The sequence below is a fragment of the Kribbella koreensis genome, assembly GCF_039525325.1.
Taxonomy (GTDB): Bacteria; Actinomycetota; Actinomycetes; order Propionibacteriales; family Kribbellaceae; genus Kribbella; species Kribbella koreensis.
The window spans coordinates 150,658-174,935 of sequence record NZ_BAAAHK010000017.1 but is presented as its reverse complement, the minus strand read 5'-3'; the positions used below and the strand labels follow the sequence as shown (position 1 = coordinate 174,935).

Annotated in this window: 24 protein-coding genes; 6 read left to right on the top strand and 18 right to left on the bottom strand. The window is 67.8% G+C overall.

Features of this window, described 5'->3' with window-relative positions; all coding sequences use genetic code 11:
* Nucleotides 1–31 precede the first annotated feature (31 nt).
* The 3 genes from ABD116_RS30315 to ABD116_RS30305 all read right to left on the bottom strand — a co-directional run bounded on the left by ABD116_RS30315 (nt 32) and on the right by ABD116_RS30305 (nt 3,710).
* A complete protein-coding gene (locus tag ABD116_RS30315) occupies nt 32–2,494 on the bottom strand; it encodes an excinuclease ABC subunit UvrA (protein WP_343977923.1) in 2,463 nt (820 codons plus the stop codon).
* Nucleotides 2,495–2,568: 74 nt separating this feature from the next.
* Nucleotides 2,569–3,387 carry a VOC family protein gene (locus ABD116_RS30310; protein ID WP_343977920.1) on the bottom strand — a complete coding sequence of 273 codons (819 nt, stop codon included), beginning with the start codon at nt 3,385–3,387 and terminating at the stop codon, nt 2,569–2,571.
* Entirely contained in the window at nt 3,384–3,710 is a 327-nt protein-coding gene (locus tag ABD116_RS30305) for an ArsR/SmtB family transcription factor (protein ID WP_343977917.1), read from the bottom strand. The genes ABD116_RS30310 and ABD116_RS30305 overlap by 4 nt, the downstream gene beginning before the upstream one ends.
* Before the next feature lie 99 nt (nt 3,711–3,809).
* On the opposite strand from ABD116_RS30305, the gene ABD116_RS30300 reads away from it, so the two are divergent.
* Nucleotides 3,810–5,780 carry an AAA family ATPase gene (locus ABD116_RS30300; protein WP_343977914.1) on the top strand — a complete coding sequence of 657 codons (1,971 nt, stop codon included), beginning with the start codon at nt 3,810–3,812 and terminating at the stop codon, nt 5,778–5,780.
* Between the two features lie 3 nt (nt 5,781–5,783).
* Here ABD116_RS30300 and ABD116_RS30295 read toward each other — a convergent pair whose 3' ends face one another.
* From ABD116_RS30295 to ABD116_RS30280, 4 genes are all read right to left on the bottom strand, one after another.
* Entirely contained in the window at nt 5,784–6,383 is a 600-nt protein-coding gene (locus ABD116_RS30295; protein ID WP_343977911.1) for a hypothetical protein, read from the bottom strand.
* The gene (locus ABD116_RS30290; protein ID WP_343977907.1) at nt 6,380–6,925 is read right to left on the bottom strand and encodes an RNA polymerase sigma factor; all 546 of its coding nucleotides are present in this window, start codon (nt 6,923–6,925) and stop codon (nt 6,380–6,382) included. The genes ABD116_RS30295 and ABD116_RS30290 overlap by 4 nt, the downstream gene beginning before the upstream one ends.
* Before the next feature lie 94 nt (nt 6,926–7,019).
* Nucleotides 7,020–7,889, bottom strand: a complete 870-nt coding sequence (locus tag ABD116_RS30285; RefSeq protein ID WP_343977904.1) for an 8-oxoguanine DNA glycosylase OGG fold protein — start codon at nt 7,887–7,889, stop codon at nt 7,020–7,022.
* Between the two features lie 80 nt (nt 7,890–7,969).
* Complete coding sequence (locus ABD116_RS30280; protein WP_343977902.1) at nt 7,970–8,590, bottom strand: dihydrofolate reductase family protein; 621 nt, start codon at nt 8,588–8,590, stop codon at nt 7,970–7,972.
* A gap of 114 nt (nt 8,591–8,704) precedes the next feature.
* Here ABD116_RS30280 and ABD116_RS30275 point away from each other — a divergent pair, with 114 nt between their 5' ends.
* The gene (locus ABD116_RS30275; RefSeq protein WP_343977899.1) at nt 8,705–9,436 is read left to right on the top strand and encodes a class I SAM-dependent DNA methyltransferase; all 732 of its coding nucleotides are present in this window, start codon (nt 8,705–8,707) and stop codon (nt 9,434–9,436) included.
* Here ABD116_RS30275 and ABD116_RS30270 read toward each other — a convergent pair.
* From ABD116_RS30270 to ABD116_RS30260, 3 genes are read right to left on the bottom strand one after another with little or no spacing between them, the layout of a single operon-like run.
* On the bottom strand, nt 9,433–10,389 hold the full coding sequence (locus tag ABD116_RS30270) for a DUF3500 domain-containing protein (protein WP_343977897.1): 957 nt from the start codon (nt 10,387–10,389) through the stop codon (nt 9,433–9,435). The two genes, ABD116_RS30275 and ABD116_RS30270, sit on opposite strands and share 4 nt — an antisense overlap.
* Nucleotides 10,380–11,060, bottom strand: a complete 681-nt coding sequence (locus ABD116_RS30265; RefSeq protein ID WP_343977895.1) for a phosphoglycerate mutase family protein — start codon at nt 11,058–11,060, stop codon at nt 10,380–10,382. Before ABD116_RS30265 ends, ABD116_RS30270 begins: the two co-directional genes overlap by 10 nt.
* Nucleotides 11,051–12,022 (bottom strand): cobalamin biosynthesis protein, encoded by a 972-nt coding sequence (locus ABD116_RS30260; protein WP_343977892.1) that lies wholly within the window; start codon nt 12,020–12,022, stop codon nt 11,051–11,053. The genes ABD116_RS30265 and ABD116_RS30260 overlap by 10 nt, the downstream gene beginning before the upstream one ends.
* 62 nt (nt 12,023–12,084) lie before the next feature.
* Here ABD116_RS30260 and ABD116_RS30255 point away from each other — a divergent pair, with 62 nt between their 5' ends.
* The 3 genes from ABD116_RS30255 to ABD116_RS30245 are packed head-to-tail and all read left to right on the top strand — an operon-like array spanning nt 12,085 to nt 14,824.
* Entirely contained in the window at nt 12,085–12,897 is an 813-nt protein-coding gene (locus ABD116_RS30255) for a serine hydrolase (RefSeq protein ID WP_343977890.1), read from the top strand.
* Entirely contained in the window at nt 12,894–13,961 is a 1,068-nt protein-coding gene (locus tag ABD116_RS30250; protein WP_343977887.1) for a mandelate racemase/muconate lactonizing enzyme family protein, read from the top strand. Before ABD116_RS30255 ends, ABD116_RS30250 begins: the two co-directional genes overlap by 4 nt.
* Before the next feature lie 23 nt (nt 13,962–13,984).
* Entirely contained in the window at nt 13,985–14,824 is an 840-nt protein-coding gene (locus ABD116_RS30245) for a C40 family peptidase (protein WP_343977884.1), read from the top strand.
* Between the two features lie 133 nt (nt 14,825–14,957).
* On the opposite strand, the gene ABD116_RS30240 is transcribed toward ABD116_RS30245, so the two are convergent.
* From ABD116_RS30240 to ABD116_RS30230, 3 genes are all read right to left on the bottom strand, one after another.
* On the bottom strand, nt 14,958–16,073 hold the full coding sequence (locus ABD116_RS30240) for a TerC family protein (RefSeq protein ID WP_343977881.1): 1,116 nt from the start codon (nt 16,071–16,073) through the stop codon (nt 14,958–14,960).
* Nucleotides 16,074–16,341: 268 nt separating this feature from the next.
* On the bottom strand, nt 16,342–16,692 hold the full coding sequence (locus ABD116_RS30235; protein WP_343977878.1) for an MmcQ/YjbR family DNA-binding protein: 351 nt from the start codon (nt 16,690–16,692) through the stop codon (nt 16,342–16,344).
* Between the two features lie 10 nt (nt 16,693–16,702).
* Entirely contained in the window at nt 16,703–17,440 is a 738-nt protein-coding gene (locus ABD116_RS30230; protein WP_343977875.1) for an SDR family NAD(P)-dependent oxidoreductase, read from the bottom strand.
* 64 nt (nt 17,441–17,504) lie between these two features.
* Here ABD116_RS30230 and ABD116_RS30225 point away from each other — a divergent pair, with 64 nt between their 5' ends.
* A complete protein-coding gene (locus tag ABD116_RS30225) occupies nt 17,505–18,413 on the top strand; it encodes a nitrilase-related carbon-nitrogen hydrolase (RefSeq protein ID WP_343977872.1) in 909 nt (302 codons plus the stop codon).
* A 1-nt stretch (nt 18,414) separates the two neighbouring features.
* On the opposite strand, the gene uvrB is transcribed toward ABD116_RS30225, so the two are convergent.
* The 5 genes from uvrB to ABD116_RS30200 form a co-directional block, all read right to left on the bottom strand.
* The gene (gene uvrB / locus ABD116_RS30220) at nt 18,415–20,520 is read right to left on the bottom strand and encodes an excinuclease ABC subunit UvrB (protein ID WP_343977869.1); all 2,106 of its coding nucleotides are present in this window, start codon (nt 20,518–20,520) and stop codon (nt 18,415–18,417) included.
* A gap of 66 nt (nt 20,521–20,586) precedes the next feature.
* The gene (locus ABD116_RS30215) at nt 20,587–21,351 is read right to left on the bottom strand and encodes a hypothetical protein (RefSeq protein ID WP_343977866.1); all 765 of its coding nucleotides are present in this window, start codon (nt 21,349–21,351) and stop codon (nt 20,587–20,589) included.
* Nucleotides 21,352–21,362: 11 nt separating this feature from the next.
* Entirely contained in the window at nt 21,363–22,289 is a 927-nt protein-coding gene (locus ABD116_RS30210) for a hypothetical protein (RefSeq protein ID WP_343977863.1), read from the bottom strand.
* Complete coding sequence (locus tag ABD116_RS30205) at nt 22,286–23,347, bottom strand: hypothetical protein (RefSeq protein WP_343977861.1); 1,062 nt, start codon at nt 23,345–23,347, stop codon at nt 22,286–22,288. The genes ABD116_RS30210 and ABD116_RS30205 overlap by 4 nt, the downstream gene beginning before the upstream one ends.
* Nucleotides 23,344–24,278, bottom strand: a 935-nt coding sequence (locus ABD116_RS30200; protein WP_343977858.1) for a PrsW family glutamic-type intramembrane protease, incomplete at its 5' end; no start/stop codon positions are given. The genes ABD116_RS30200 and ABD116_RS30205, both read right to left, overlap by 4 nt.

The window sequence follows — 24,278 nt, the reverse complement described above, 5'->3', positions numbered from 1 at the left end:
CCGGACAAGATTGTCCCGGCCTGTCGGCGGGCTAGAGGACGTCGCGGAGGTACTGGCCGGTGAGGCTTTCTGGGGCTTGGGTGAGGAGGGTGGGGGTGGTGGCGGCGACTATGCGGCCGCCGTCGGTGCCGCCGCCGGGGCCTAGGTCGATCACGTGGTCGGCGTTGGCGATCATGTCGAGGTCGTGTTCGATCACGATGACCGTGGCGCCGGCGGTGATCAGGCGGTCGAAGACCGTGAGGAGGACGCGGATGTCGGCGGGGTGCAGGCCGACGCTGGGTTCGTCGAAGATGAAGAGGGTGCCTTGTTGGGGCTTCTCCAGGTCGGCGATGAGTTTGAGGCGCTGGGCTTCGCCGCCGGACAGAGCCGGAGTTGCCTCGCCGAGGATGAGGTAGCCGAGGCCGACCTCGTCGAGGGTGCGGAGGCGCGCTTGCATCTTGCGCAGGCCGGTGAACTTCGAGCGGGCCTGTTCGACCGTCAAAGCCAGAGCACCGGCCATGGTCAGGCCGTCGAGGGTGATGGTGTCGCAGTCGGGGTTGTAGCGGCGGCCTTCGCACACCGGGCAAGGAATGTCGACGTCGGGGAGGAACTGGACGTCCAGCGAGATCTGGCCGGTGCCGTCGCATTGCGGGCAGCGCAGACTGCCGGTGTTGTACGAGAAGTCCGCGGCCTTGAGTCCGCGCGACACCGCTTCCGGAGTACCGGCGAAGGCTCGGCGGAGATCGTCGAGGACGCCGCTGTACGTCGCCACGGTGGAGCGCACGTTGCGCCCGATCGGAACGGCGTCGACGATGACGGTACGGTTGATGCCGCCGGCGTCCAGGTGACGTACATGCTTGGGTGCCTGGCCGAGCAGCGCCGGGGCGAGGCTGTCCAGTACGAGGGTGGTTTTGCCTGACCCGGAGACGCCGGTGACCGCCGTGAGCCGGAGCAGGGGGAACGACGCTTCGAGCGCCTTCAGGGTGAAGCGGGGAGCTGTCTCAAGGTGGATCCGGCCGTGTTCGAAGACGTCGTCAACCGCCACGCGTGGACGGACGACGGCCGGCTCCTCACCGCTGAGGAAGCCGCCGATCACCGACGCGGACGACTTCGACAGGTCCTCGACGGTGCCGGTGGCAACAATCTCGCCGCCGTGCGCGCCGGCTCCGGGGCCGATCTCGATCAGCCAGTCGGCGTGCCGGAGTACGCGGACGTCGTGGTCGACGAGGACCACGGAGTTGCCGGTCTCGACCAGGCGGCGGGCGACCGCCATCAGGGCGTCGATGTTGCTCGGATGCAACCCGATGGACGGTTCGTCGAGGACGTACAGCAGGCCGGTCGCGCTGCTTCGCAGAGTGCGGCTGAGCTGTACTCGCTGCAGCTCACCGGTCGAGAGCGTGCGCGAGGCACGGCCGAGCGACAGGTAGCCGAGTCCGAGGCCTAGTAGGTGCTCCGCGGTCGGGATGAACGCGTCCACGATCTGCGCGGCCATCCGGGTGAGCTCGGCGGGCGCGGCGGCCGGCAGCGAGCGGACGAAGGTCGTCGTACGGTCGAGGCTCCAAGTGGAGATCTCGTCGAGGGTGACGCCGTTCAGAGGTACCGATCGCGCGCGCTCGTTGAGCCGGGAGCCGCCGCAGGACGGGCACTCGGCGATGTGCACGAAGCGGTCGAGGCGGGTGAGCGACTTCTCGCTCTGGGCGTTGGCGAGCGCGTCCTCGATCACCCGGTTGGCGTTGCGGTAGGCCGCGTTGAGCTCGAAGGCGTTGCCCTTCTTGCTCGTGACAACGACCGTCCGCTTGGTCTCCTCGCCGTTCAGGACGAGTTCGCGTTCGGCCGGGGTCAGCTCCCGGAACGGCACATCCACTCGTACGCCGAGCTGCGCGACCACCTGAGGCAACAGCCCGGCCCCGAACGAAGCCCAAGCCGCCACGGCTCCGTCCGCGATCGACAGCGACTCGTCCGGTACGAGCGCCTCCTGATCGATCTGCCGCGTCTCCCCCGTGCCCGCGCAGGTCTCGCAAGCGCCATCGCTGTTGAACGCGAACGACTCAGCACCCGGTACTTCGAAACGCTCGCCGCACTCAGGACAGGTGAGATGCGCGGTCGACGCGATCTCGAGCGTCGGCTGCACGCGATGACCGTTGGGACACAGGTGCACCCCCAATCGCGAGTACATCAGCCGAAGCGAGTTGAGCAGCTCCGTCGACGTACCGAACGTACTGCGAACACCCGGTACTGCGGGACGCTGATGCAGCGCGATCGCGGCCGGTACTCCGTCAACGGCGTCGACGTCCGCGCGCGCAGCCTGCGAGAGACGCCGGCGCGTGTAGGACGACAAGGCCTCGAGGTATCGGCGTGAGCCCTCCGCGTAGAGCACGCCCAGCGCGAGCGACGACTTGCCGGACCCGGACACGCCAGTGAGGGCAACGAGCTGCCGAAGCGGCACGTCGATGTCGACGCTCTTCAGGTTGTGGACACGGGCACCTCGTACTGCGACCTGCTCGCCCCAATGCATACGGTCATCGTAGGTTGCCGATCATCAGATTCAGCTGATCTCCCGAGCCGCCCACACCCGACAAGCCTGACCCTTCACCCCATCGCCGGACTCGCTTGAGCGAATCGCCAGTGATGGCCTTCCAGATCCGCAACCTCGTACGACCGGTAGCCGTGCTGCTCGATCGCCGAAACGATGGCCGCGCCCTCAGCGGTACTCCGGGTGAAGTGCGCGTCGAGGTCATCGACATGGACCCAGACCGCATGGTCGACCGGATGAGGACCCACCCGCTCCTTCGAGGCGAGGAGCATGATGGCCGAGCCACCGACGCGCAGCTCGTTCCACGACGGATGGTTGCCGTCGGCGGACAGTCGCAGCGAGGACTCCAGCCCGAAGACCCTCGCCAGCCAATCGGCAGCCGCGGCGGGATCCTCGTAGTACAGGGCGATCCCCAGGCGGTCGAGCTCAGCCGGTCCCTGCGTAGCAGCAGCTGAAGCGATCCGATCGGCGAACCAGGGGATGACGTTCGGCCAGAAGTAGAAGGCCTTGTCGCCGCCCTGGACAAGGGATTGTTCGACGCTGACCCGGGTGCCGCCGTTGGACGGCTCGAAGCGGATTTCGGTTTCGGTGTCGTCGACGGAGCTGCGGTAGGCGAAGAAGGTGCCGGGTTCCCAGGCGGTGATCTGGCCGAGTTCGAGGACATCCTCGCCGGCGGCGGCGTCGGCGTACCGGTAGATCTCCAGGATTCGGCCGCCGAGGCCCGGCTCGATCTGCATGCCGATGGCTCGGGTGGCGTCGAAGAAGTTGATCGGGCCGCGGACCCACCACAGATCGATCTCGGCGGTGAAGACCCGGAAGGCGGTCGCCGGGTCGGTGGCGACCTCGACGGATGCGGATGCGGACGGCTTGGTCATGAACTCTCCTCGATGTGTTTCTTGAAGGCCCCCAACTGCTCCTGCCAATGCGCCTGGACCTGATCGAGCCACGCCTGCACCGCGACCATCGGCTCCTGCCGCAGCCGGAAGACCCGCAGGCGCGCGTCATCCGGCACCCGCTCGTCGTCGATCACCCGGGCGGCCAGCAGGATCCGCAGGTGCCGGCTCATCGCCGGCGCCGACGTGCCCGCCGCCACCGCAAGCTCCCCGGCCCGCCGCGGCCCCTCCCCCAGCAACCGAACGACCTGCCGCCGCGTCGGATCGGCGAGCACCTCGAAGAAGCGGTCAACTTCGTCTTCCATGGATTAATAGTTACACCTGGCGTTAACTATTCGCAAGACGTGAAGCACCCTGACGCACTAAAGTGGGCGGGCCCGATGGTCGGCTCGGAAAGGACGTTCGTGGAGCAGCACACCCGGAGAGCGCGCGTGCTCGACGTACTCACCGCTGAGCAGGCCTGGGAAGTACCGGATGGTTGGCTGGCGGGGGTTCGAGGGCAGCTTCGCGCCTGGGCCGAGGATCCGAAGGCTCTGCGGCCGGGAGCCTTTCCCGAGTTCGTGGCGGGAACGCCCGCGGCAGTCTGGTTCGCGCATCAGATCGCTCCGCTGCTGACCGGCTGGATCCCGGTACTCCGCGGCGAATACGCCGACGTCAGCGCAGCCGTGACCCGGGACTTCCACCGCCCGCCGGCCCGGTTGGGCGCCGGGCATCTGGTCCGGGTCGCCGCGACCGACTGGCCGCTGCTCGTCTTGTCGGGCGCGCGGGGCTTCAACGAAGAGGGCCGACGGCAAGCATTGCAGCTGTCGCGTGACGTGGTGAGCCTGTTCGTCGATGCCCCGCCGATGGCGGCTCGTGCGCAGGCGTTGACTGCTGGGTTCGATCGGGTGCTGGGTGACCGCGAGGCGACCCGGATGCATGTCGCGGCCGACTACGAGACGATCGCGCAGTTCTGGCGGACGACGGTGCTCAGTGACGCGGAGCGCGCAGTACTGCCCGAGCTTGGCGGCTCCGAGGCGGCGCTGAGGTACTCACTCGACTCGTTGCGGGATGCGCATGCGAAGTTGTCGGCTGTCGTTGCGGACGATGAGGCGCCGGAGTTCGCGCAGGTGCTGGCGCGGTTGATCCGGGCGGCCGGGCTCGCCGGGCAGCCTGCGGAGGTCGGGCAAGTTCTAGGCGCTGAGGGGTGGGATGTCGAGGGCGCTCTGGCCGAGTTGCGGGGTGGATTCGACGCCGACGCTTGGCTGGGGCGCAATGTCGATTGGCTGGGCAGGGCGGTCGCGCAGGACCAGCGGGTGGCGGCACGGTCGTGGGTGGCGGCGGCTACGCGGGTGTCGGTCCACCTGTCGGGCGTACTGGAGAACGGGCCCTGGCCGGAGCCGGAAGTGCCCGACCTCGGCGCGTTCTTCGAGCACCTCGACGGTCGGCGCGCGCCGGTCGTGAAGGCGGCGCCGGTCGTGAAGGCGGCACCGGTGGAGCAGGTTGTGGCTGCGCCGGTGGCTCTCGAAGTACCGGAGCTCGAGCAGACTGGTGCGTTGGCTGAGTTGGAGGCCCTGATCGGGCTGGAGTCGATCAAGGACTCCGTGCGGCGGATGGTCGCCGAGATCAAGACCAACCAGCGGCGCAAGGAGCTCGGGCTGCCGACGCAGGATCGCGCCCGGCACATGGTGTTCGTCGGCAAGCCCGGTACGGCCAAGACGACGATCGCCCGGTTGCTCGCCAAGATCTACAAAGAGCTCGGCGTACTGGAGAAAGGCCACGTGGTCGAGGTCGACCGATCGGACCTGGTCGGCTCCGGGGTCGGTACTACCGCCCCGATGACAGCGGCGAAGTTCCGTGAGGCGCTCGGTGGGCTGTTGTTCGTCGACGAGGCCTACACCCTGGTACCGGACAACAACCCCGGTGACTTCGGGATGGAGGCCGTCGCCACGCTACTGAAGATGATGGAGGACTACCGCGACGAGTGCGTCGTGATCGTCGCCGGGTACCACCGCGAGATGCAGCGCTTCCTGGACTCCAACCCCGGTCTGGCGTCGCGGTTCCCGAAGCTGCTGTCGTTCGCGGAGTACGACACCGATCAGCTGGTCGCGATCTTCGAGTTGCAGGCGAAGCAGAAGGGGATGATCCACAGCCAGGAGGTCCTGGCTGTGGTTCGCAAGTACATCCCTGCCGCTCCGCGTGGGCACAACTTCGGCAACGGCCGGTTCATCCGGAACATGCTCGAGGAAGCAATCTCCACCCAGGCGACCCGGCTGTCCCTGCGCGATCCCGAGACGCTGACCGAGCGCGACCTACGGGAACTCCTTCCCGAGGACGTCAGGCCGGCTACTTCGATGCGCGCCGAGGACTACCTGTTGCAGCGGCCGGGCACCTGACGGTCAGCCTCCGAAGGCTTGCTTGTAGAGGCTGAGGAGTTCTGGGTTCGATTCGCCGCTCTCGCCGCAGAGGCTGACATGGCCGTCGGTAGCGGTGACGAGGTAGGTGCCGCCGACCTTGAAGTCGACGCCGAGCAGGGTGAGGACGGCGTCCGCGTCGGACTGGACCTCGACCGTGGTGGCGTCGCCACCCTTGTACCAGTGGTCGACGTGCAGGGTGACCTGCTCGCCTTTGATCGCGGTCGCGGTGCCCTGGAAGGCGGTCTGCATTCCTTGAAGGTCTGCCACCTCGACCGCGCGGCACTTGGCGTTGGGGGCGGCGCCGATCGTCAGTTTGAGTGGGGCTTTGACCGGGGCTACGGCAGCAGGCGGGGCGTCCGAGTTGCCGGAGTTGCCTGCGACGGCCCACCCGATTCCCCCGGCGGCGAGCAGTACGCCGGCGGCGACTGCGGGCAGCCAGCGGCGGCGGTAGGTGCCGCGGGTGGGCCGGGTTTCGGTGTCTGTGGACATGGTGGTCTCCAGGAGGCGATCTAGGTTCGGCTCGGGAGCGTGCTTCGCCGGATCGGCAGACCTCAGCCGGGCCAGCAGTTCGTCGTCGTTCACAGCTCGCTCCCTCCTTTACCCTTCTCCTGTCCGGCGCCGACCGCGTTCTTTCGCCCGAGGAGCACGGAGAGCTTTTTCTTTGCCCGATGCAACCGAATGCTGACGGCGTTGGCGGTCAGCCCGGTCACCTCGGCGATCCCGCGCGGCGCCAGCCCCTCCCAGGCCCACAGCTGCACGACTTCGCGATCCAACTCGTTCAGAGTCCGCAACGCCTCATGCAATTCGGTGTGATCGACGCTTGCCGTCGGCAACGCTTCCGCAGTACGGGCCAACCGCTCCACCAACCGCAGCCGCCGCCCCTCCGCCCGACGCGCGTTGGCCAAACACCCACGCGCGACGCCGTAGCACCACGGCAGCACCTCATCCGGATCAACCGCAGTACCGTCGCCAAGCCCCGGTACGTCATCCAGCCGCCGCCACAGCACCAACATCGTCTCGGCCAGCACGTCGTCGACGGCGTCGGCAGCGGCCCGCCGCACCAGATACCGATGCACAGGCGCGCCCACCACACCCACCAACACCTCAAAGCGAGCCTCGCGCACCCGCACATCCTCTCGCCCGACCGTAGAAGTCACACCCACCCCTGTCCGGCAAGCCCCGGATTCTTTCAAGCACCCGGTGGTCTGGGCATCGTGATCAGCTCTCGGGTTCAACACGTGCACGTGCGAGCGCGATCCGCTCAAGCTCCCGCACACCATCTCGAAAAGCCTCCTGGCCAGAAGAGTCCGGATTCGGAAGAGCTTCATAGGCCTCGACTGCGTCAGCCAGCGCCTCGAGCACCGCGGCGACACCGAAGCTGCGTGCACCGCGTCCGAAGGCTTCACCCAACGGACGATGACCCCACCCGTTCGCTATCCCGGCGCCGCCAGCGAAAATCAGGTACTCGATCGTCCCCGGTAATTCCTCCAGTTGGGTCGACCAGGAGCGAACCTGATCGCAGTACCGCTGGTAGTCGCCGACCACCCACTCGGTTCGCGGCCGCCATCCAGCGAACCTTGCGAGCCAGTTGCAGACAATTGAATCCATGATCGGTGCCTGCGCAACCGTCTGGCGGTCGGCGACGCAGAAGTACAGATACTTGGTGGCGAATGCGACCCCAAAGCCCTTGAGACGGTTCTGCGCCAGATGGGTGAACCCAGCCTCACCCCCGCCTGTGCGTGTGACCTGGAGCGTCGCCAGCAGCAGGCCTGCGGCCCGATCCGTTCCAGCCAGCACACCGGCTGTCCGGTAAGGCCCATATCCGATGCGGCCATAGCCCCACACCATCGCCGCCAGAAATGCCCGCACAGCAGCATCTTCGTCAAGATCTGCTTCGAGGAACTGCGCGGCGACGTCCGTTCTGCTGATGGGATTCGGCAGGGAGTGCAGATACTCGACATGCTCGGGAAACCACGGAGTCCACCGCGGCGGCCTCCAGGCCGTTGCAGGCTGGGGAGGCCGGCCACTCACCGTCCACCGTGTGTGGAGCATTTGGAGTTCGGCAGGCAGGGCGTGGGCGTCGGGCACTCCTGGAGAGTACGCATCATCGGTGCGAACGAACACCACGCATCGCCCGCCGGGCAACTGTCCACAGTTCGCCGTACGAGCTACCGGCGGACCAGTTGTACGTGGGTGGCGGCGGGTGAGCTGACCTGTTCTGCTACCCGGTACTGCGTGAGCGCGCCCTCCAGGTTGTCGAAGAGGCGGATGCCGGCGCCGGCCAGGATGGGGGCGACGACCAGGTTCAGCTCGTCGATCAGGCCGGCCCGGAGGTACTGCTGGACCGTGGTGGCGCCGCCTCCGATGATCACGTCCTGACCGTTGGCTGCCTCGAAGGCTCGGGCGAGGACCTTCGCGGGCGGCTCGTCGGTGAAATAGAACGTGGTGCCGCCCTCCATCGGGAGGTCGGGGCGGAGGTGATGGGTGTGCACGAAGGTGGCGTGGTGGTACGGCGGATTGGGGCCCCACCAGCCCTTCCACGACTCGTCCTCCCACGGGCCGCGCTGCGGGCTGAACATGTTGCGGCCCATGATCGTGGCGCCGGTGTTCTCCTCCCACCGCCGCGCCCGCTCGGTGTCGAGGCCGGACGCGCGGTTCTCCATCGCCGCCTCCATCCACTCGTGCAGTCCGTCCATCCCGTCCCCGAACGGCGCGTCCAGCCGCTGGTTCGGTCCGGCCGCGTAGCCGTCCTGGGTGATCGTGAAGTTGTGAACACGTACCTTCGCCATGAGCTGTCTCCCGGTCAGTTGGCTGCTTTCACGCAGGAGTCGGAGCCGGCCGGCCGGCTTTGACATGGAAACTCGATGGACAGCATCGGCGCCGACCCGGCAGGCTGCCAAGCGATGAGCAGCAGCGAAGTGTGGGACGAGGACATTGCGACGCGGTACGACGCGTCGTCCGCCGAGATGTTCGCGCCGGAGGTGATCGGGCCGACTCTGGACTTCCTGGCAGCCTTGGCCGATGAAGGCTCGGCCCTGGAGTTTGCGATCGGGACCGGGCGAGTTGGCATCCCGCTCGCGGCCCGTGGCGTCGCCGTGACCGGGATCGAGTTGTCCGAGCCGATGGCCGCCCAGCTGCGCGCCAAGGATCCCGGGCTCCCCGTCGTGATCGGCGACATGGCGACGACGAGGGTCGAAGGCGAGTTCGACCTGGTGTACCTCGTCTTCAACACCATCTCGAACGTCCGGACCCAGGCCGAGCAGGTCGAGTGCTTCCGCAACGCGGCCCGCCACCTCAAGCCCGGCGGCCGCTTCGTCATCGAGCTCTGGGTGCCGCCCATCCGCCGGATGCCGCCCGGCCAGAACGCCGTACCGATGCGCCTCACCGACGGCCACCTGACCTTCGACACGTACGACCTCGCGACCCAGGCGTGCTCGTCGCACCACTACTTCACCCAGCCCGACGGTACGACCCTGTACTCCGCCGGAAACTTCCGCTACATCTGGCCCGCCGAGTGCGACCTGATGGCCCAGCTGGCCGGACTCGAATCCGAGGCCCGGTACGCCGACTGGCACCGAGCCCCGTTCACCGCCGACAGCGAAAGCCACGTCTCCGTCTGGCGTAAGCCGGTCTAGTACCCCGCGTAGTGCGCGGCGAGTAGATCCGTACCCCAGTCGTTGCGCAGATCCCGCCATACCGAGTGGATGTGGTTGGCGTCGTCCTGGGTGTTGTCGTACTCCGCCAGGAACGTCGGCCCCGCGATCGAGTAGTAATGGCCGCCGCCCGGCCTCGTGGCCCCCGCCCAGGCGAAGGTCAGCTTCTCGATCCCCTGCTCGGTGATGTCCTGCCAGGTCTGCAACCCGATCGGGCCGGCGGCACGGCCGATGTATTGGCCGAGTAGCAGGCTGAAGAGCTGCCGCTGCTCCGGCGTCAGCTCGCCGTACGGGAGCCCTTTGAGCAGCACGTGAGGGTCGGCCACCGGGTCGTACCGCGTCAGGATGTCGGACGGCGCCGTGTCCGAGACGATCGCCAGCTCCCGCTGCCCGGCCTCCAGCGAATCCAGGAACGAGAACCCGAGATCCTGCTCGGCCGCCAGCGTCCGCAGCCCCTCGTGCGGCCCGGACAGCACCGTCGCCGGCTCGGAGCCGAAGAACTGCGGCGTGAACCCGATCGCACCCGACACGAACGTCACATGCAGCGCGATGTGATGCCCGTTGAGCCGCCAGGCCCACGGGTCCATGCCTGATGGGTCACCGAGCACCCGCAGGAAGTACCGCTGCTCGGACCCGACATCCACCGACGAGCCCGGCTCGGCCTGCGGCAGCCCGCGCCGGATCGCCTCGGTGAGCATCACCGATCGCGCATCCGCCAGCCCGCGCTCGCTCAACGCGATCTCCAGCAAGCGCATCGTCAGTCTGCGCTGCTCGGCCGACAACTCCCCGAGCGTTACGCCGGGACGGTCGCCGGGCAGGTACGTCCACACCTGATGGTCAGGCGTGTCGAAGGGGGCCGTCGCCTTCTCCCGCAGCTCCGGGCTCAAGGCGGCCAGCAGCTCGACGGCCGCGTCGCGAGACTGTTCTACAACCATGCCGATCGCTCCCGTTCAGTCGGAGTGTGCTGGGTCCATTGTTCGAACGGCCGGTCCAGTTTGTACCGGAAGTCCGGCTGCCGCAGCAGCACTCGGGTCTCTGCGTTGCCCGGGTTGCGCAGCGTCTCGAAGAACTTCACCGACCAGTGGAACCAGCGCATGCAGAACAGCCGCATCGTCAGCCCGTGCGACACCAGCAGCACGTTCCGCGGCGAGTCGGGCGTCTCGAAATCGCGGTGCATGGTCTCGAGGAAGCTCGACACCCGGTCGTACACGTCCGAGCCGGACTCGCCGTGCGTGAACCGGTAGAAGAAGTGCCCGTACGAGTCCCGCAGCGCCTCCTGCCGGACGATGTCCTCGGTGTCCTGGAAGTTCGCCCAGTCCTGCTCGCGCAGCCGCGGCTCCTCCCGGGCGAGCCCGATCAGATCGTCCAGCCCGAGCGAGTCGAGCGTCTGCAGCGTCCGCAGGTACGGCGAGACGTAGACCCGTACCGGCTCGCCCTCGAAGAGTTCGCGCAACTGCTTGCCCGCCGCGGCCGCCTGCTCGTGCCCGTGCGCGGTGAGCGGGACCGCGTGGTCGGGCACCGTCTCGTAGACCTGCTTGTCGAGATTCGCCTCGGACTCGCCGTGCCGGATCAGCGCGATCCGCATCGGCCGCTGGGTCAGATGCATGCCCGCTCCCCTCCCGGTTGGCTATCGGTACCCGATCGCCGGCCACGGCGATCCGGGCGCAACGCCACGATCGTCGCCAGCGCCGCCGCCGCGTAAGCGACGCGCCGGGCCAGCGTTGCCGTACGTCGGATATCGCCCACCGTTGGCGGCAACCCGTCCCCGAGCGTGCCCCGATCCTCGACCGCGGAACCGTACGTGTTGACCCCACCCAGTCTCACGCCGAGCGCGCCCGCGAAGGACGCCTCGACCGGGCCCGCATTCGGACTCGGATGTCCGGGTGCGTCCCGCCGCCAGATCCGCCACGCCCTGCCGGGCCGGCCCGAGACTACGCCGGTCAGTACTGCGCACACGCGCGCCGGCAGCAGGTTGACGGCGTCATCGAGTCGCGCCGACGCCCAGCCGAAGTTGCGGTAGCGGGGCGACTTGTAGCCGACCATGGCGTCCAGCGTGTTGATCGCGCGGTAGCCGATCAGGCCGGGGATCCCGAGGAGGCCGCCCCAGACGAGCGGGGCAACGGTGGCGTCGGAGGTGTTCTCGGCCACTGACTCGACTGTCGCGCGGGCCAACTCGTCGGCTTCGAGGTCGGTGGCGTCGCGGCTACAGAGGTAGCTGAGTCGATCGCGGGCTGTTTCGAGCTCCTTGGCGTCGAGGTAGCCGGCCATGATTTCGGCCTCGCGCTCGAGGCTTCGGCCGCCCAGGACGGCCCAGGTCGCGGCGGCGGTGAGCAGGGTGCGCGCGATCGGGCGGCCGGCTGTCAGCTTCTCGGCAGCCACGCCTACGGTCGCGGCCGTGGTGATGAGGAGGGCGGCGTACGTAGTACCGGCTGCTTTCGAATCGGAGTACAGCCTGCTCTCGAGCCGGCCGGCGACCTGGCCGAAGCCGGCCACCGGGTGGTAGCGGCGTGGGTCGCCCAGCCAGCGATCGGCGGCGAAGCCGAGGACGAGACCTAGCGCTCTGGACACTCCCGGAAGTCTGCCAGGCCCGGCAAGTTCAAGGACGGTCGCGGTGTGGAAGGGTGACGATCATGGGAATTGCAGACCAACTCCGTGGGGTCGACGGACGGGGTGAGTTCGGTGTCTGGCTGGGGCGGCTCGACGGGAAAGCGGTGCTGCGGCATCACGCGGAGCGCACGCACTATGCGGCCAGCACGATGAAACTGCCGGTCGCGATCGCGATGATGCGGCTCGTCGAGGCGGGTGAGCTGGCGCTCGATCAGGCGGTGACGGTGCACAACGATTTCGCGTCGGCGGCGGGCGGGCGGTTCGGGGTCAATCCGGCCGAGGACGAGGCGCCGGCGACCTGGACGCATGTCGGCGAGGAGGTGTCTCTCGGGTGGCTGGCGACGGAGATGATCACTCGGTCGAGCAACCTCGCGACCGATCTTGTGCTGGAGCAGACCGGGGTGGATGCGGCCAACGCCGTGCTGGCCGAGTATGGGTCGGGTGCCAGTGTGATCCGGCGTGGCATCGACGACGCGGGGGCGCAGGCGGCGGGGATCAGCAATCTGATGAGCCCGGCCGATCTCGCCGCGGTGCTGGTTGCTGTGGGCAATGACACGACGACAGTGGGCTCGTACGTGCGTGACTTGCTCGCGGGTAATACCTGGAACGGTGAGATTCCGGCGCTGCTGCCCTCAGGGACTCGCGTGGAGCACAAGAATGGCTGGGACCGCCGGATCCGGCACGACGGCGGCATCGTCCGGCCTGCTGATGCTCCGCCGTTCGTCCTGGTCGTCTGTACGACCTCCGAGTTGCCCGATCCCGAGGCGCAGCAGCTGATCGCCGGGATCGCTTTCGAGGCCTGGACCCATCGACACGATCTGGAGGCGATCCGGTGAAGCTCACCACGCATCTGGTCTCCGCACCACTCCATACCCCTTTCATCACAGCCCTCCGTACCGCGACCAGCGCCGACTCCCTGCTCGTCGAGCTGACGGACGGCGAGCTGAGCGGCTGGGGCGAGGCGCCTCAGGTCTGGAAGGTGACCGGCGAGTCGCTGGCCGGCGCGCAGGCCTGCGTCGAAGGCCCGATCGCGGCCGCGCTCGACGGGCTGGAGCCGGACGACTTCACCGAGGCGTTGCGGCGGATCCAAGCGGCCGTGCAGGGCAACTTCGGGGCCAAGGCGGCGGTGGATGTCGCGTTGCATGATCTCGTCGCGCGTCGGCGGGGGCAGACCTTGCACGGGTTCCTCGGGTCGACCGTTTCGTCGGTTTCGACGGACGTGACGTTGTCCGTCGGGGATCCGGAGTCGTTGGCGGCGTCGGCGGCCGATCGGGTCGCGGACGGGTTCGGCGTACTGAAGGTGAAGGTCGGGACCGGTGACGCGTCGGCCGACTTCCATCGGGTGCGGCGGGTGCGGGAGGCGATCGGGCCGGATCCGCGGCTGCGGCTGGATGCGAATCAGGGGTGGAGCCGGCGGGATGCGGTGAACGCGATTCGCGCTCTGGAGGATGCGGGGTGCGATATCGAGCTGGTCGAGCAGCCGGTGGTCGCGGCCGATCTGGAGGGGATGGCGTGGATCACGGATCGGGTGAGTACGCCGATTCTGGCTGACGAGTCGGTGTACGGAGTACGGGATCTGGTCGCGGTGATCCGGCACGGCGCGGCTGATCTGGTCAATGTGAAGCTCGCCAAATGTGGTGGGCTGGCGACCGCCCGGACGCTGCTCGAGCTGGCTCGGGAGCACGGGCTCGGGGCGATTGTGGGGTCGATGATGGAGAGTCACGTGGGGATCGGGGCGGCTGCCGCGCTGGTGGCGGCGTACCCGACGACAGCAGTCAATGATCTCGACGCAGCCTGGTGGTTGAGGGAGTCGCCGGTGGTCGGCGGGGTGCGGTATGAGGGCTCGGTGATCCACCTGCCGACGGCGGCTGGACTGGGCGTGACAGGCTTGACGCTATGAAGTTAGTTTCTGCCAAGGTTCCGGTGAGTACCGTTTGGACTTCACCGGACGCACCACGGGACGTCGACGCGCCCGCGATCGCCGCCCAGCCTGACGTCGCCGCCTGGGCGAAGGCCATGGACACCGAGACCCGTCTCGGCCTGCACGGCCGGACGCTCACCCAGCTGCTGTTCGCCGAGCCGGTACTCGTACGGTCCGAGCGCGACGGCTGGTCCGAGATCATCGCGCCGTGGCAGCCGTCGTCGGCCGACGACCTCGGATACCCGGGCTGGGTGCCGTCGAGCCATCTCGGCGAACTCCCGGGCGCTGCCACTGCCCCAGTCGCCGTCACTGTGCCGACAGCCCATCTGTTCGCCGAGCCAGGCGACGGCCACCTGGCCGACCTGTCCTTTGCGACGGTCCTCGCGTCGGTAGACCACACGGATGGCTTCACCCGCGTTGCACTACCCGACGGCGGCTCCGGCTGGCTGGCGGACTCCGTACTGCGGCCGGTGGACTCCCCCGCATCACCAGAGGACCGCATCCGCCTGGGCTCCCTCTTCCTGGGCCTGGAGTACCTCTGGGGCGGCACCTCCACCTACGGCCTCGACTGCTCCGGCCTGGTCCATGCCGTCAGCCGGGTCTTGGGCCAGCGAATCCCCCGAGACGCCCACGACCAGTGTGACGCCCTGGAACACATCCCCACCGACGAGGCCGGCCCTGGCGACCTCTACTTCTTCGGCCGCCCCGACCAAAAGGTCCACCACGTAGGTTTCGTCTCCCCCGCCGGCATGCTCCACGCCTCAGAAACCGGCAAACGCCTGGAAAACGAACCCCTACTCCCCGAACGCCGCCAAACCCTAGTAGCCACCGCCCGCCTCTAACCCAGCCCGCCCCCCACCCGGCCCATCTGAGGGGTTATCCCCTCAGATGGTGGGTTGCCTCGTCAGATTCCGGCTAGGCAACCCACCATCTCAGGGGATAACCCCCGAGATGGTGCTCGGTGCCGGTGGTTGGCTAGGACTTCTTGGTGTCTGACTGTTCGGGCGCTTGCAGACCCTCGAGCTCAGCGCGGGTGGCCTCGTCCAGCTCGCCGCCGCCCGCCGCCGCGGCCGCCGAGGCCGGCGCCTCGGACTCCGTCGGTGCATCCGCCGCCGGCTCCGGCGCCATGTTGCGGGACTTGTGGAGGCTCAGCAGGGTGGTGATGCCGAGGGTGACGATGATGAAGCCGAGGGAGACCCAGATCGGGATCTCCGGCGCCCACTCGATGTGGTGTCCGCCGTTGATGAACGGCAGCTCGTTCTCGTGCATCGCGTGCAGCACCAGCTTCACGCCGATGAAGGCGAGCACCACGGACAGGCCGAGCGACAGGTACACCAGCCGCCGCAGCAGATCGCCGAGCAGGAAGTACAGCTGCCGCAGACCCATCAGCGCGAACACGTTGGCGGTGAAGACCAGGAACGGCTCCTGCGTCAGCCCGTAGATCGCCGGGATCGAGTCGAGCGCGAACAGCAGGTCCGTCGTACCGAGTGCGATGATCACGATCGCCATCGGGGTGACGAGGCGCTTGCCGTTCTGCTTCACCGTCAGCTTGACGCCGTTGTACTCGTCGGTCGCGTTCAGCCGCTTCTTGGCGAACCGGATGACCGCGTTCTCCTTGTAGTCCTCGTCGTCGTTCTCACCTTGCTTGGCCAGGTGGATCGCCGTGTACACGAGGAACGCGCCGAACAGGTAGAACACCCAGGAGAACTCGTTGATCGCGGCCGCGCCGACCGCGATGAAGATGCCGCGGAAGAACAGCGCCAGGATGATGCCGACGAGCAGCGCCGTCTGCTGGTACTTCCTCGGCACCTGGAATCTCGCCATGATGATCAGGAAGATGAACAGGTTGTCGACGCTCAGGCTGTACTCCGTGAGCCAGCCGGCGAAGAACTCTCCGGCGTACTCGCCGCCGGAGAAGACCCAGACGCCGAGCCCGAAGACGACGGCGAGCGAGACGTAGAAGACGATCGCCCGCGCCGATTCCTTGGTACTCGGTTCGTGCGGGCGGCGGCCGATGATGAAGACATCGAAGGCCAGCAGGGCGAGCAGCACCCCGACGGTGATGTACCAGACGTAGTCGGCAACGTGCACAGGAAACCTCCGGAGCTCAGACGAGAATCGGACTCCGAAGGTCTCTTCCGCCTGGCTCGATCAGTCGGGCCTGGCCGGCGGCACCGGGCGTGGGGACGAACCCTTGACCGTGATGACGATACCGCCGCGAAAGGAATACTCCCCTTCAACAGTCCCTATTCTGACTGCTCGGTGTCCGAGTTTCCAAATCGAACCCGCCTATGAAGGCTGTCACCATGATCACCTCGAGCAACGGGAATATCTTCCGTGAGTAGTCAGGTTGTGTTGGCTAGAGGTGTGGCCGCCTGGATTTCGGCAGCTTCCCGACGATCGTCTCGTAGGACGCGTCGATCAGCTCGAGGATCTCGTCATCGGGCACCGACCCGGCAAGCCGTACGGTGTTCCACCCCGAGCGTCCGATGTACGCCGACTTGCTGACGTCGTCGGGATAGGTGTCGACCAACTCGCCGGCTTCCTCGCGGTTGTTGCCGCACTTCACGCCCACCGCGCTGCCCGACCCGAGGAACGCGAAGATCTTGTCCCCGACCTTGGCGACGACGTCCCCTTCCCACGGCTCGTCCTGCCAGGCGCCCGGTTTCGCCAGGCAGTGCTCCAGCAAGTCCGCTCCGGTCAGTCTCATAACCTGCAGGCTAGGAGATGATCTGGCCGCCGTCAGCTACTACGACGGCGCCGGTGACAAAGCTGGCGCGCGGTGAGGCGAGGAACAGCGCGACCTCGGCGATCTCCTCCGGCGTACCGGGTCGGCCGAGCGGCCAGGGTGCGCTCGCTTGCTGCATTCCTTCCTCCGGCAGCATCTCCAGCAGCTTGTCCGTCCGGATCATGCCAGCGCAGACCGCGTTCACCCGGACCCCGGCCGGCCCGAACTCGACGGCCCACGACCTGGTCATCGACTCCAGCGCCGCCTTGGTACCGCTGTAGCCCGCGGCGACCGTCATCCCGACTTGAGCGCCGGTCGACGAGACGTTGACGATCGCGCTGCCCATGCTCATGCGTGGAGCGAGGGTGGCGGTCAGAAAGTACGCGCTGCGCAGGTTCACGTCGTACATCCGCTGGTACTCCGCGGGCGTCAGCGCCACGGTCGGAACCATCGGGTAGAAGCCGGCATTGTTGATCAGGATCCCGATGTCGCCGGCCTCGCCGGTCAACCGCTCGAGGTCGGCCAGCTCACCCAGATCAGCCGGTACGAAGGTCGCCCGGCCGCCTTCGCTCTCGATCAACGAGACTGTCTCGGCGCCGAGTTCGGCCCGTCGCCCGGTGACGACGACCTCCGCTCCTTCTGCCGCCAGGCTGCGCGCGATGGCCCGGCCGATTCCCGACGTTGCTCCGGTGACGAGGGCCCGCTGGCCGGCCAGCTCCTGAGTGCTCATTGATCGAGCGTAGGGCCGCCGCAAGGACGTCGTACCGACTCGCCGACGGCGTACGCTCCGGGGCATGGCATCAGTCGTCGTAGCTGCTGTTCAGGCCGGATCTGTCCTCTTCGATACCCCTGCCACCTTGGCGAAAGCCGAGCACTTCATCCGCGAGGCCGCCTCGGGTGGCGCTCGCCTGATGGTGCTGCCGGAGGCGTTCATCGGCGGCTATCCGAAGGGCGTCGACTTCGGGGTGACGGTCGGATCGCGGTCTCCCGAGGGACGCGACCTCTTCCGCCGCTACCGCGAGGCCGCGATCGCCGTACCGGGCCCCGAAACCGCCCGCCTGGCGGAACTGTCCACCCAACTGGGCGTCGACGTCGTCGTCGGCGTGATCGAACGCGCCGGCGGCACCCTCTACTGCACCGCGCTCTTCTTCACCGCCACCGACGGCCTGGTGGCCAAGCACCGCAAACTCCTACCGACCGCCGCCGAACGCTACCTCTGGGGCCAGGGCGACGGCTCGACGATGCCCGCGGTCCAGACGGAGTACGCCGTACTGGGCGCCGCCATCTGCTGGGAGAACTACCTGCCGCTGTTCCGCCAGTCCATGTACGCCAAAGGCATCGACATCTGGTGCGCCCCCACCGTCGACGACCGCGACCAGTGGCAGTCGACGATGCGCCACATCGCCTTGGAAGGCCGCTGCTTCGTCATCAGCGCCAACCAGTATCTGACCCGCGCCGACCTCCCCGAGGACGTCCACCCAGTCCAGGGCAACTCCCCCGACACCATCCTCATCAACGGCGGCAGCACCATCATCTCGCCGCTCGGCGAGATCCTGGCCGCCCCCGCCCGCTCAGGAGAAACCGTCCTCCTGGCAACCCTCGACCTCTCCGACCGAGACCGCTCCTTCCTCGACTTCGACCCGGTCGGCCACTACTCCCGCCCCGACATCTTCACCCTCACCGTCGACGAGACGCCCCGCTGACCTACTTGGCGCCGGCGTTGAGCATTTGGCGGAGTTCCTTCTTCAGCTCGGAGATTTCGTCTCGGTAGCGGGCGGCTACCTCGAACTGGAGCTCGGCGGCGGCGTTGTGCATCTGGTCGGTGAGTTGCTGGATGAGGTCGGCCAGGTCGGAAGAAGGCAGGCCGCCGGCCAGTTCGCGGGCCTTTTCGCCGGCCTTGAGCTTGCCGCCGCCGGGGACCGGGGCCTTGCCGCGGGACTGGGTCCGGCCGTTGCCGAGGAGTTCGGCGGTGTCGGCGTCCTCGCGGGCGAGCATGTCGGTGATGTCGGCGATCTTCTTGCGCAGCGGTTGCGGGTCGACACCGTGCTCGGTGTTGTACGCGACCTGGATCGCGCGCCGTCGGTTGGTCTCGTCGATCGCCTGCTCCATCGACGGGGTGATCTTGTCGGCGTACATGAAGACCGCGCCGGAGACGTTTCGAGCAGCACGGCCGATCGTCTGGATCAGCGACCGGCCCGAGCGCAGGAAGCCTTCCTTGTCCGCGTCGAGGATGGCGACCAGCGAGACCTCCGGTAGGTCGAGGCCTTCACGCAACAGGTTGATGCCGACCAGTACGTCGTACTCGCCCATCCGCAGCTCGCGGAGGAGCTCGACGCGGCGCAGGGTGTCGACCTCGCTGTGGAGGTATCTGGTCCGGATCCCCATCTCGAGCAGGTAGTCGGTGAGGTCCTCGGACATCTTCTTGGTCAGCGTGGTGACCAGCACCCGCTCGTTACGCTCGGTGCGGATCCTGATCTCGTGGATCAGGTCGTCGATCTGGCCCTTGGTCGGCTTCACGATCACCTCGGGGTCGATCAGACCCGTCGGCCGGATGATCTGCTCGACGTGCCCGTCCGACTTGTCCTGCTCGTACTGCCCAGGGGTCGCCGACAGGTACACCGTCTGGCCGATCCGCTCCAGGAACTCCTCCCAGCGCAGCGGCCGGTTGTCCATCGCCGACGGCAGCCGGAAGCCGTGCTCGACCAGCGTCCGCTTCCGCGACATGTCGCCCTCGTACATCCCGCCGATCTGCGGCACGGTGACGTGCGACTCGTCGATCACCAGCAGGAAGTCCTCGGGGAAGTAGTCCAGCAGACAGTGCGGCGCCGTCCCCGGCTCCCGCCCGTCGGTGTGCCGCGAGTAGTTCTCGATGCCCGAGCAGGTGCCGATCTGGCGCATCATCTCGATGTCGTACGTCGTGCGCATCCGCAGCCGCTGCGCCTCCAGCAGTTGCCCGCCCCGCTCCAGCTCGGCCAGCCGCTCCTCGAGCTCGGCCTCGATGCTGGTGATCGCGCGCTCCATCTTCTCGGGCGCGGTCACGTAGTGCGTCGCGGCGCCGATGTAGAGCTCGTTCTCCTCGCTGAGAATCTCGCCGGTCAACGGGTGCAGCGTCATCACCCGCTCGATCTCGTCGCCGAAGAACTCCACCCGGACCGCCAGCTCCTGGTAGACCGGGAAGACCTCGAGCGTGTCGCCGCGGACCCGGAAGGTGCCACGGGTGCCGGCCAGGTCGTTGCGCGCGTACTGCACGCCGACCAGCTTGCGGAGCAGACCGTCACGGTCCATCTCGTCGCCGACCTTCACGTGGATCATCCGGTTCAGGTACTCGTCGGCCGAGCCCAGACCGTAGATGCAGGAGACGGTCGCCACCACGACCACGTCGCGCCGGGTCAGCAGCGACCAGGTCGCCGAGTGCCGCAGCCGCTCGACCTCCTCGTTGATCGAGGAGTCCTTCTCGATGTAGGTGTCCGTCTGCGGGACGTACGCCTCCGGCTGGTAGTAGTCGTAGTACGAGACGAAGTACTCGACCGCGTTCTCCGGGAAGAAGTGCCGCAGCTCGGTCGCGAACTGGGCGGCCAGCGTCTTGTTCGGTTGCAGGATCAGCATCGGCCGCTGGATCTTCTCCGCCAGCCACGCCATCGTGGCCGTCTTGCCGGTACCGGTGGCGCCCAGCAGCACCACGTCCTGCTCGCCCGCGTTGATCCGGCGCTCGAGCTCGGCGATCGCGGCCGGCTGGTCGCCGGCCGGATCGAAGTCGGACACGACCTTGAGGGGCGCGACCATACGCTGGAGATCGGTGACCTGTCTCATGCCACCCACCGTACGACCCACCGCCGACAGTTTCCGAAATTCCGCCGACAGCGGACCGCCAAGGGCCTAGTTGTAGCTCTTGACCACCGATTCGTTCATCGCCGCCAGGTCCTTCGCCCGCCGGTCGTAGACGCTGGTCTCCAGCCCCACGTCCGTCGCCGTGACCTGCCCGAACTGGTCCTCGTACGCCGTCATGAACCCCTTGAACGGCAGCAACTTCCCGCTCTTGGTCGGCACGTCCGCGGTGTAGGTGATCGTGTAGCAGGACTTCAGCGCCGGCACCGCACACTCCAGCGCTGTCCCCTTACCGATCTTGACGTTCTTGTACCCGTTCGACTCGATGTCGACCAGGTGTTCGGCGAACCCCTTGGCGTCGTACAACTGCGTCTGCCGGACCCAGAAATACCCGTCGATGAACCCCCGGCGCTTCCCGCCCTGCCGGTTCTCCTGCAGGATCCAGTACTGCCCGCCGACCGTCTTGTCCGGCCCCTGCAGCCACCCCTTGGCCGGCGTGAACCAGACGCCCTTGCCGACCTCGACGCCGACATCGAACGGCCCCTTGGTCTTCGGCGGCGCCGTCGGCGAAGGTGTGAACAGGGTGCCCACCGGCTCCGGAGTCACCCCGGCCACCGGCGTACCGGAGTCGTCCTTGCCGGTCACCATCAGCACCACGCCGATCGCGATCAGCAACACCGCGAACACGGCGCAACCCATCACGATCCACTGCGTCTTCGACGACTTGGCCGGCCGGAACTGCGGCGGGATCGGGCCCGGACCCCATCCGCCCTGGACGGGCGGAGGCGGCGGGGTTCGGTACTGCTGCTGGCTCATGTTCCCCTCACTCAAAGACTGTCGAGCACCGACTGCTTCATCGCCTTCACCGCTGGATCGGCGGTCGCGACGAAGTCGGCCCCTGCCTGGTAGTCCAGCGCGGTGACCACGCCGTCCTTGCGCCGGTACACCTCCACGTCGCCCTTGATCGAGGCGCCCGGTGTCGGGGTGATGGTGTAGGACAGCGCAACGCACTCCACCAAGACGTCCTTGGGGCACTGCAGGTTCCGTACGTTGTCGAGCTTGGCGATCTTGTCCTTGGTCTCGCCCTCGACGATGCCGACCACGAACGCGTTGGCGGTGACGTTCTGCTTCTGCCGGACCCACAGGAACGCCCGGGGCGCACCGTCCGGCCCGTAGATGGCGACCTGCTTGCCGTTCGTCTCCTTGGCGACCACGTTCCAGCCAGGCGCCGGCACGATCGAGACGCCGAACTGCACCGGCAGCGCGTTCGCCGGTGGCGTGTACGACGGCGATGGCGTGACCGTCGGGACCGGGGCCGGGTCGGCGCCCTTGTCGTCTCCCCCGGTCAGCAGGACAAGCGCAACGGCGACCAGTACTACGACAGCGAGCCCCGCCGCGATGGGGATCGCCACCGGCGGCAGCTTGAACCCCCTCTTCACCGGCTCAGGCCGACGCAGCGACGGCGGGCCAACCTTGTCACCCCACGGCGCATCAGTCTGACTAGCACCCTGTACTCCGGTGCTGCCCGTCGCCGGCGGAGTAGTGCTCGCCGCGTCCCACGTGGACGGCGCAGAGCCCGCAGTACCGGCGTCTGGCGTGTCCCACGGGGACGGTGGGCGTGCGGGGACCTCCAGCGACCACGGGGACGGCGGTAGGTCCGGCTCCGGGGTGGTGGACTCCTCGTCCTCCTCGGCGTCGGTCTTCCGCACCCACGGGTTGCGGGGTGGCTGGCCTTTGTCGCGCTTGTTGTTCACTGACTCTTGATCACCGAATCCAGCATCGCGGTGACGGCCTTCTGGACGGCGTCCTTCTTGTCCTCGCGGCCGTACACCTGAATGATCGTCAGCACGCCGTCCTGGCGCTGGATGACGCCGACCAGGCCGACCACCTTCAGCGTGCCGCTCTGGCTCGTCGACACCGCGGTGTAGCTCTGCGACGCCAGGTACTTGACGTTGCCGGCGGTGGGCGAGCTCTCGAACGGCTTGTTCTTCTTGACCTGGTCCAGGTCCTTCGTCTCGACCGTGAACAGCTTCGCCAGCGCCGACGCCGGGGTCTCACCCGGGTTCGGCTTGAAGGCGTTCACCATGAAGTACGCCTCGCCCTTGTTGAGCAGGTAGACGCCGGTGTACTTCGCGAGCGATTCGCGCTTGTAGCCGGGCGCGGGGGTCACCCGGACGCCCTCGGCCACGTCGATGCCCGTGTCGTCGGCGGGCGTACTGGGCTCGGTGCTCGGCTCGGTGCTCGGTTCAGGGGTCGGCTGGGTGGCGGTGGGGACGCTCGGCGACGCGTCGATCTTCTTGTCGTCGTTACCACCGAACACGAACGCCAGCACGACACCGATGACGGCTACCGCGGCCAGACCTCCACCGGCGAGCAGCAGGATCTTGTTCGGCCCCTTGCCGCCGCCACCGCTGTACTGCCCACCCGGCTGCCCCGGGTACTGCTGCTGGCCGGGGTAGTAACCCGGCTGCTGCCCCTGGTACTGCGGCTGTTGACCCTGGTAACCCGGCTGCTGCCCCTGGTACGGCGGCTGCCCATAGCCAGGCGGCGGGCCCTGCGGCGGCCGCCCCTGCTGGGGCTGGCCCTGGTACGGCGGCTGCGCCGGTTGCCCATACCCCGGCGGCGGCCCTTGCGGCGGCCGTCCTTGCGGAGGCGGAGCTTGCGGCGGGCGACCCTGCGGCGGCTGACCCTGGTACGGCGGCTGGCCGTACCCAGGCGGCGGCCCCTGGGGCGGCCGCCCGTACCCCGGTGGTGGCCCCTGCGGTGGCTGCTGCCCCGGCTGGCCTCCGTACGGCGGTTGCTGGTTGCTCATGCCTGCGTCTCCCCAGTCGTCCCGTCGAAGCCGACAGCCGGCGCGCTCCCCTGCACCGCCACACCGCGCTCGGACTTCGGCACGGACCGGACCGAGTTGCCGCAAGCAGAACAGAAGTCCGAGTGCGGCAGCAGCGGCATCTCACACCGCGAGCAGAACGCCAGCTCACCCGACGCGTGGTTCGAACCACCGCGAGCGGCCGACTCCAACGCTGCCTCCAGCAGACCCTTGTGCAGCACCGTACGGACCCGAATGATCAGCGCCCCGAGCAGTACCAGCCCCCACAGCACGCCGAGCACGGCGCCGACCGTCGAGCCGTGCCCGCCGACGAAGCCGAGCAGGTAGACACCACCCTGGAACAGCGCGTTCACCACCATCGCCTGGATCAGCCCGACGACCCAGCGCGGTGTGAACCCGTCGTACTTCTCCCCCAGCCCGGAGAACTCCGCCACCGCGAGTCCGGTCGCCGACCCATAGATCAGCGGCTTCACGAACCCCTGCAGCAACACGACGGAGATCCAGGTACCAGCGCTGCTTCCCGGGCCGGCGAAGCCACCACTGATCCAGCCCCAGTGAAGTACCAGCGTCTCGAAGCACGCAAAGCCGACACCGGCCACGACGCCGAAGGTGAAGCCGTCCATCAGGTCGTCGTAGCGCGGCCGCGAGGCCAGGTACAGCGGGCCGATCTGCCGGATCAGCTCCGAGACGACCGGAACCAGCAGCACCAGGATCAGCAGGTCGCTCCCGGACGGACTCGCCGAGTTCCCGCCGATCAGGTCGGTCGACAGACCGATCCTGTCGGACCACAACCAGGTGAACACCGCGGCCAGTACGCCGGTGAGCACGAACGCGGCCGCGACCACCGGGACCGGCTCGTCCTCCCACAGGTTCACGTCGTAGATGTAGAGGATGTAGACGATCGGGATGGCGA

Bases quoted from the DNA above. Each gene is read 5' to 3' on its own strand.
- ABD116_RS30280 (WP_343977902.1), bottom strand. From the start codon at position 8,590: ATGGCGAAGGTACGTGTTCACAACTTCACGATCACCCAGGACGGCTAC.
- ABD116_RS30235 (WP_343977878.1), bottom strand. From the start codon at position 16,692: ATGAGACTGACCGGAGCGGACTTGCTGGAGCACTGCCTGGCGAAACCG.
- ABD116_RS30275 (WP_343977899.1), top strand. From the start codon at position 8,705: ATGAGCAGCAGCGAAGTGTGGGACGAGGACATTGCGACGCGGTACGAC.
- ABD116_RS30305 (WP_343977917.1), bottom strand. From the start codon at position 3,710: ATGGAAGACGAAGTTGACCGCTTCTTCGAGGTGCTCGCCGATCCGACG.
- ABD116_RS30255 (WP_343977890.1), top strand. From the start codon at position 12,085: ATGGGAATTGCAGACCAACTCCGTGGGGTCGACGGACGGGGTGAGTTC.
- ABD116_RS30265 (WP_343977895.1), bottom strand. From the start codon at position 11,060: ATGCATCTGACCCAGCGGCCGATGCGGATCGCGCTGATCCGGCACGGC.
- ABD116_RS30310 (WP_343977920.1), bottom strand. From the start codon at position 3,387: ATGACCAAGCCGTCCGCATCCGCATCCGTCGAGGTCGCCACCGACCCG.
- ABD116_RS30230 (WP_343977875.1), bottom strand. From the start codon at position 17,440: ATGAGCACTCAGGAGCTGGCCGGCCAGCGGGCCCTCGTCACCGGAGCA.
- ABD116_RS30225 (WP_343977872.1), top strand. From the start codon at position 17,505: ATGGCATCAGTCGTCGTAGCTGCTGTTCAGGCCGGATCTGTCCTCTTC.
- ABD116_RS30315 (WP_343977923.1), bottom strand. From the start codon at position 2,494: ATGCATTGGGGCGAGCAGGTCGCAGTACGAGGTGCCCGTGTCCACAAC.
- ABD116_RS30205 (WP_343977861.1), bottom strand. From the start codon at position 23,347: ATGAGCAACCAGCAACCGCCGTACGGAGGCCAGCCGGGGCAGCAGCCA.
- uvrB (WP_343977869.1), bottom strand. From the start codon at position 20,520: ATGAGACAGGTCACCGATCTCCAGCGTATGGTCGCGCCCCTCAAGGTC.
- ABD116_RS30270 (WP_343977897.1), bottom strand. From the start codon at position 10,389: ATGGTTGTAGAACAGTCTCGCGACGCGGCCGTCGAGCTGCTGGCCGCC.
- ABD116_RS30215 (WP_343977866.1), bottom strand. From the start codon at position 21,351: ATGAGCCAGCAGCAGTACCGAACCCCGCCGCCTCCGCCCGTCCAGGGC.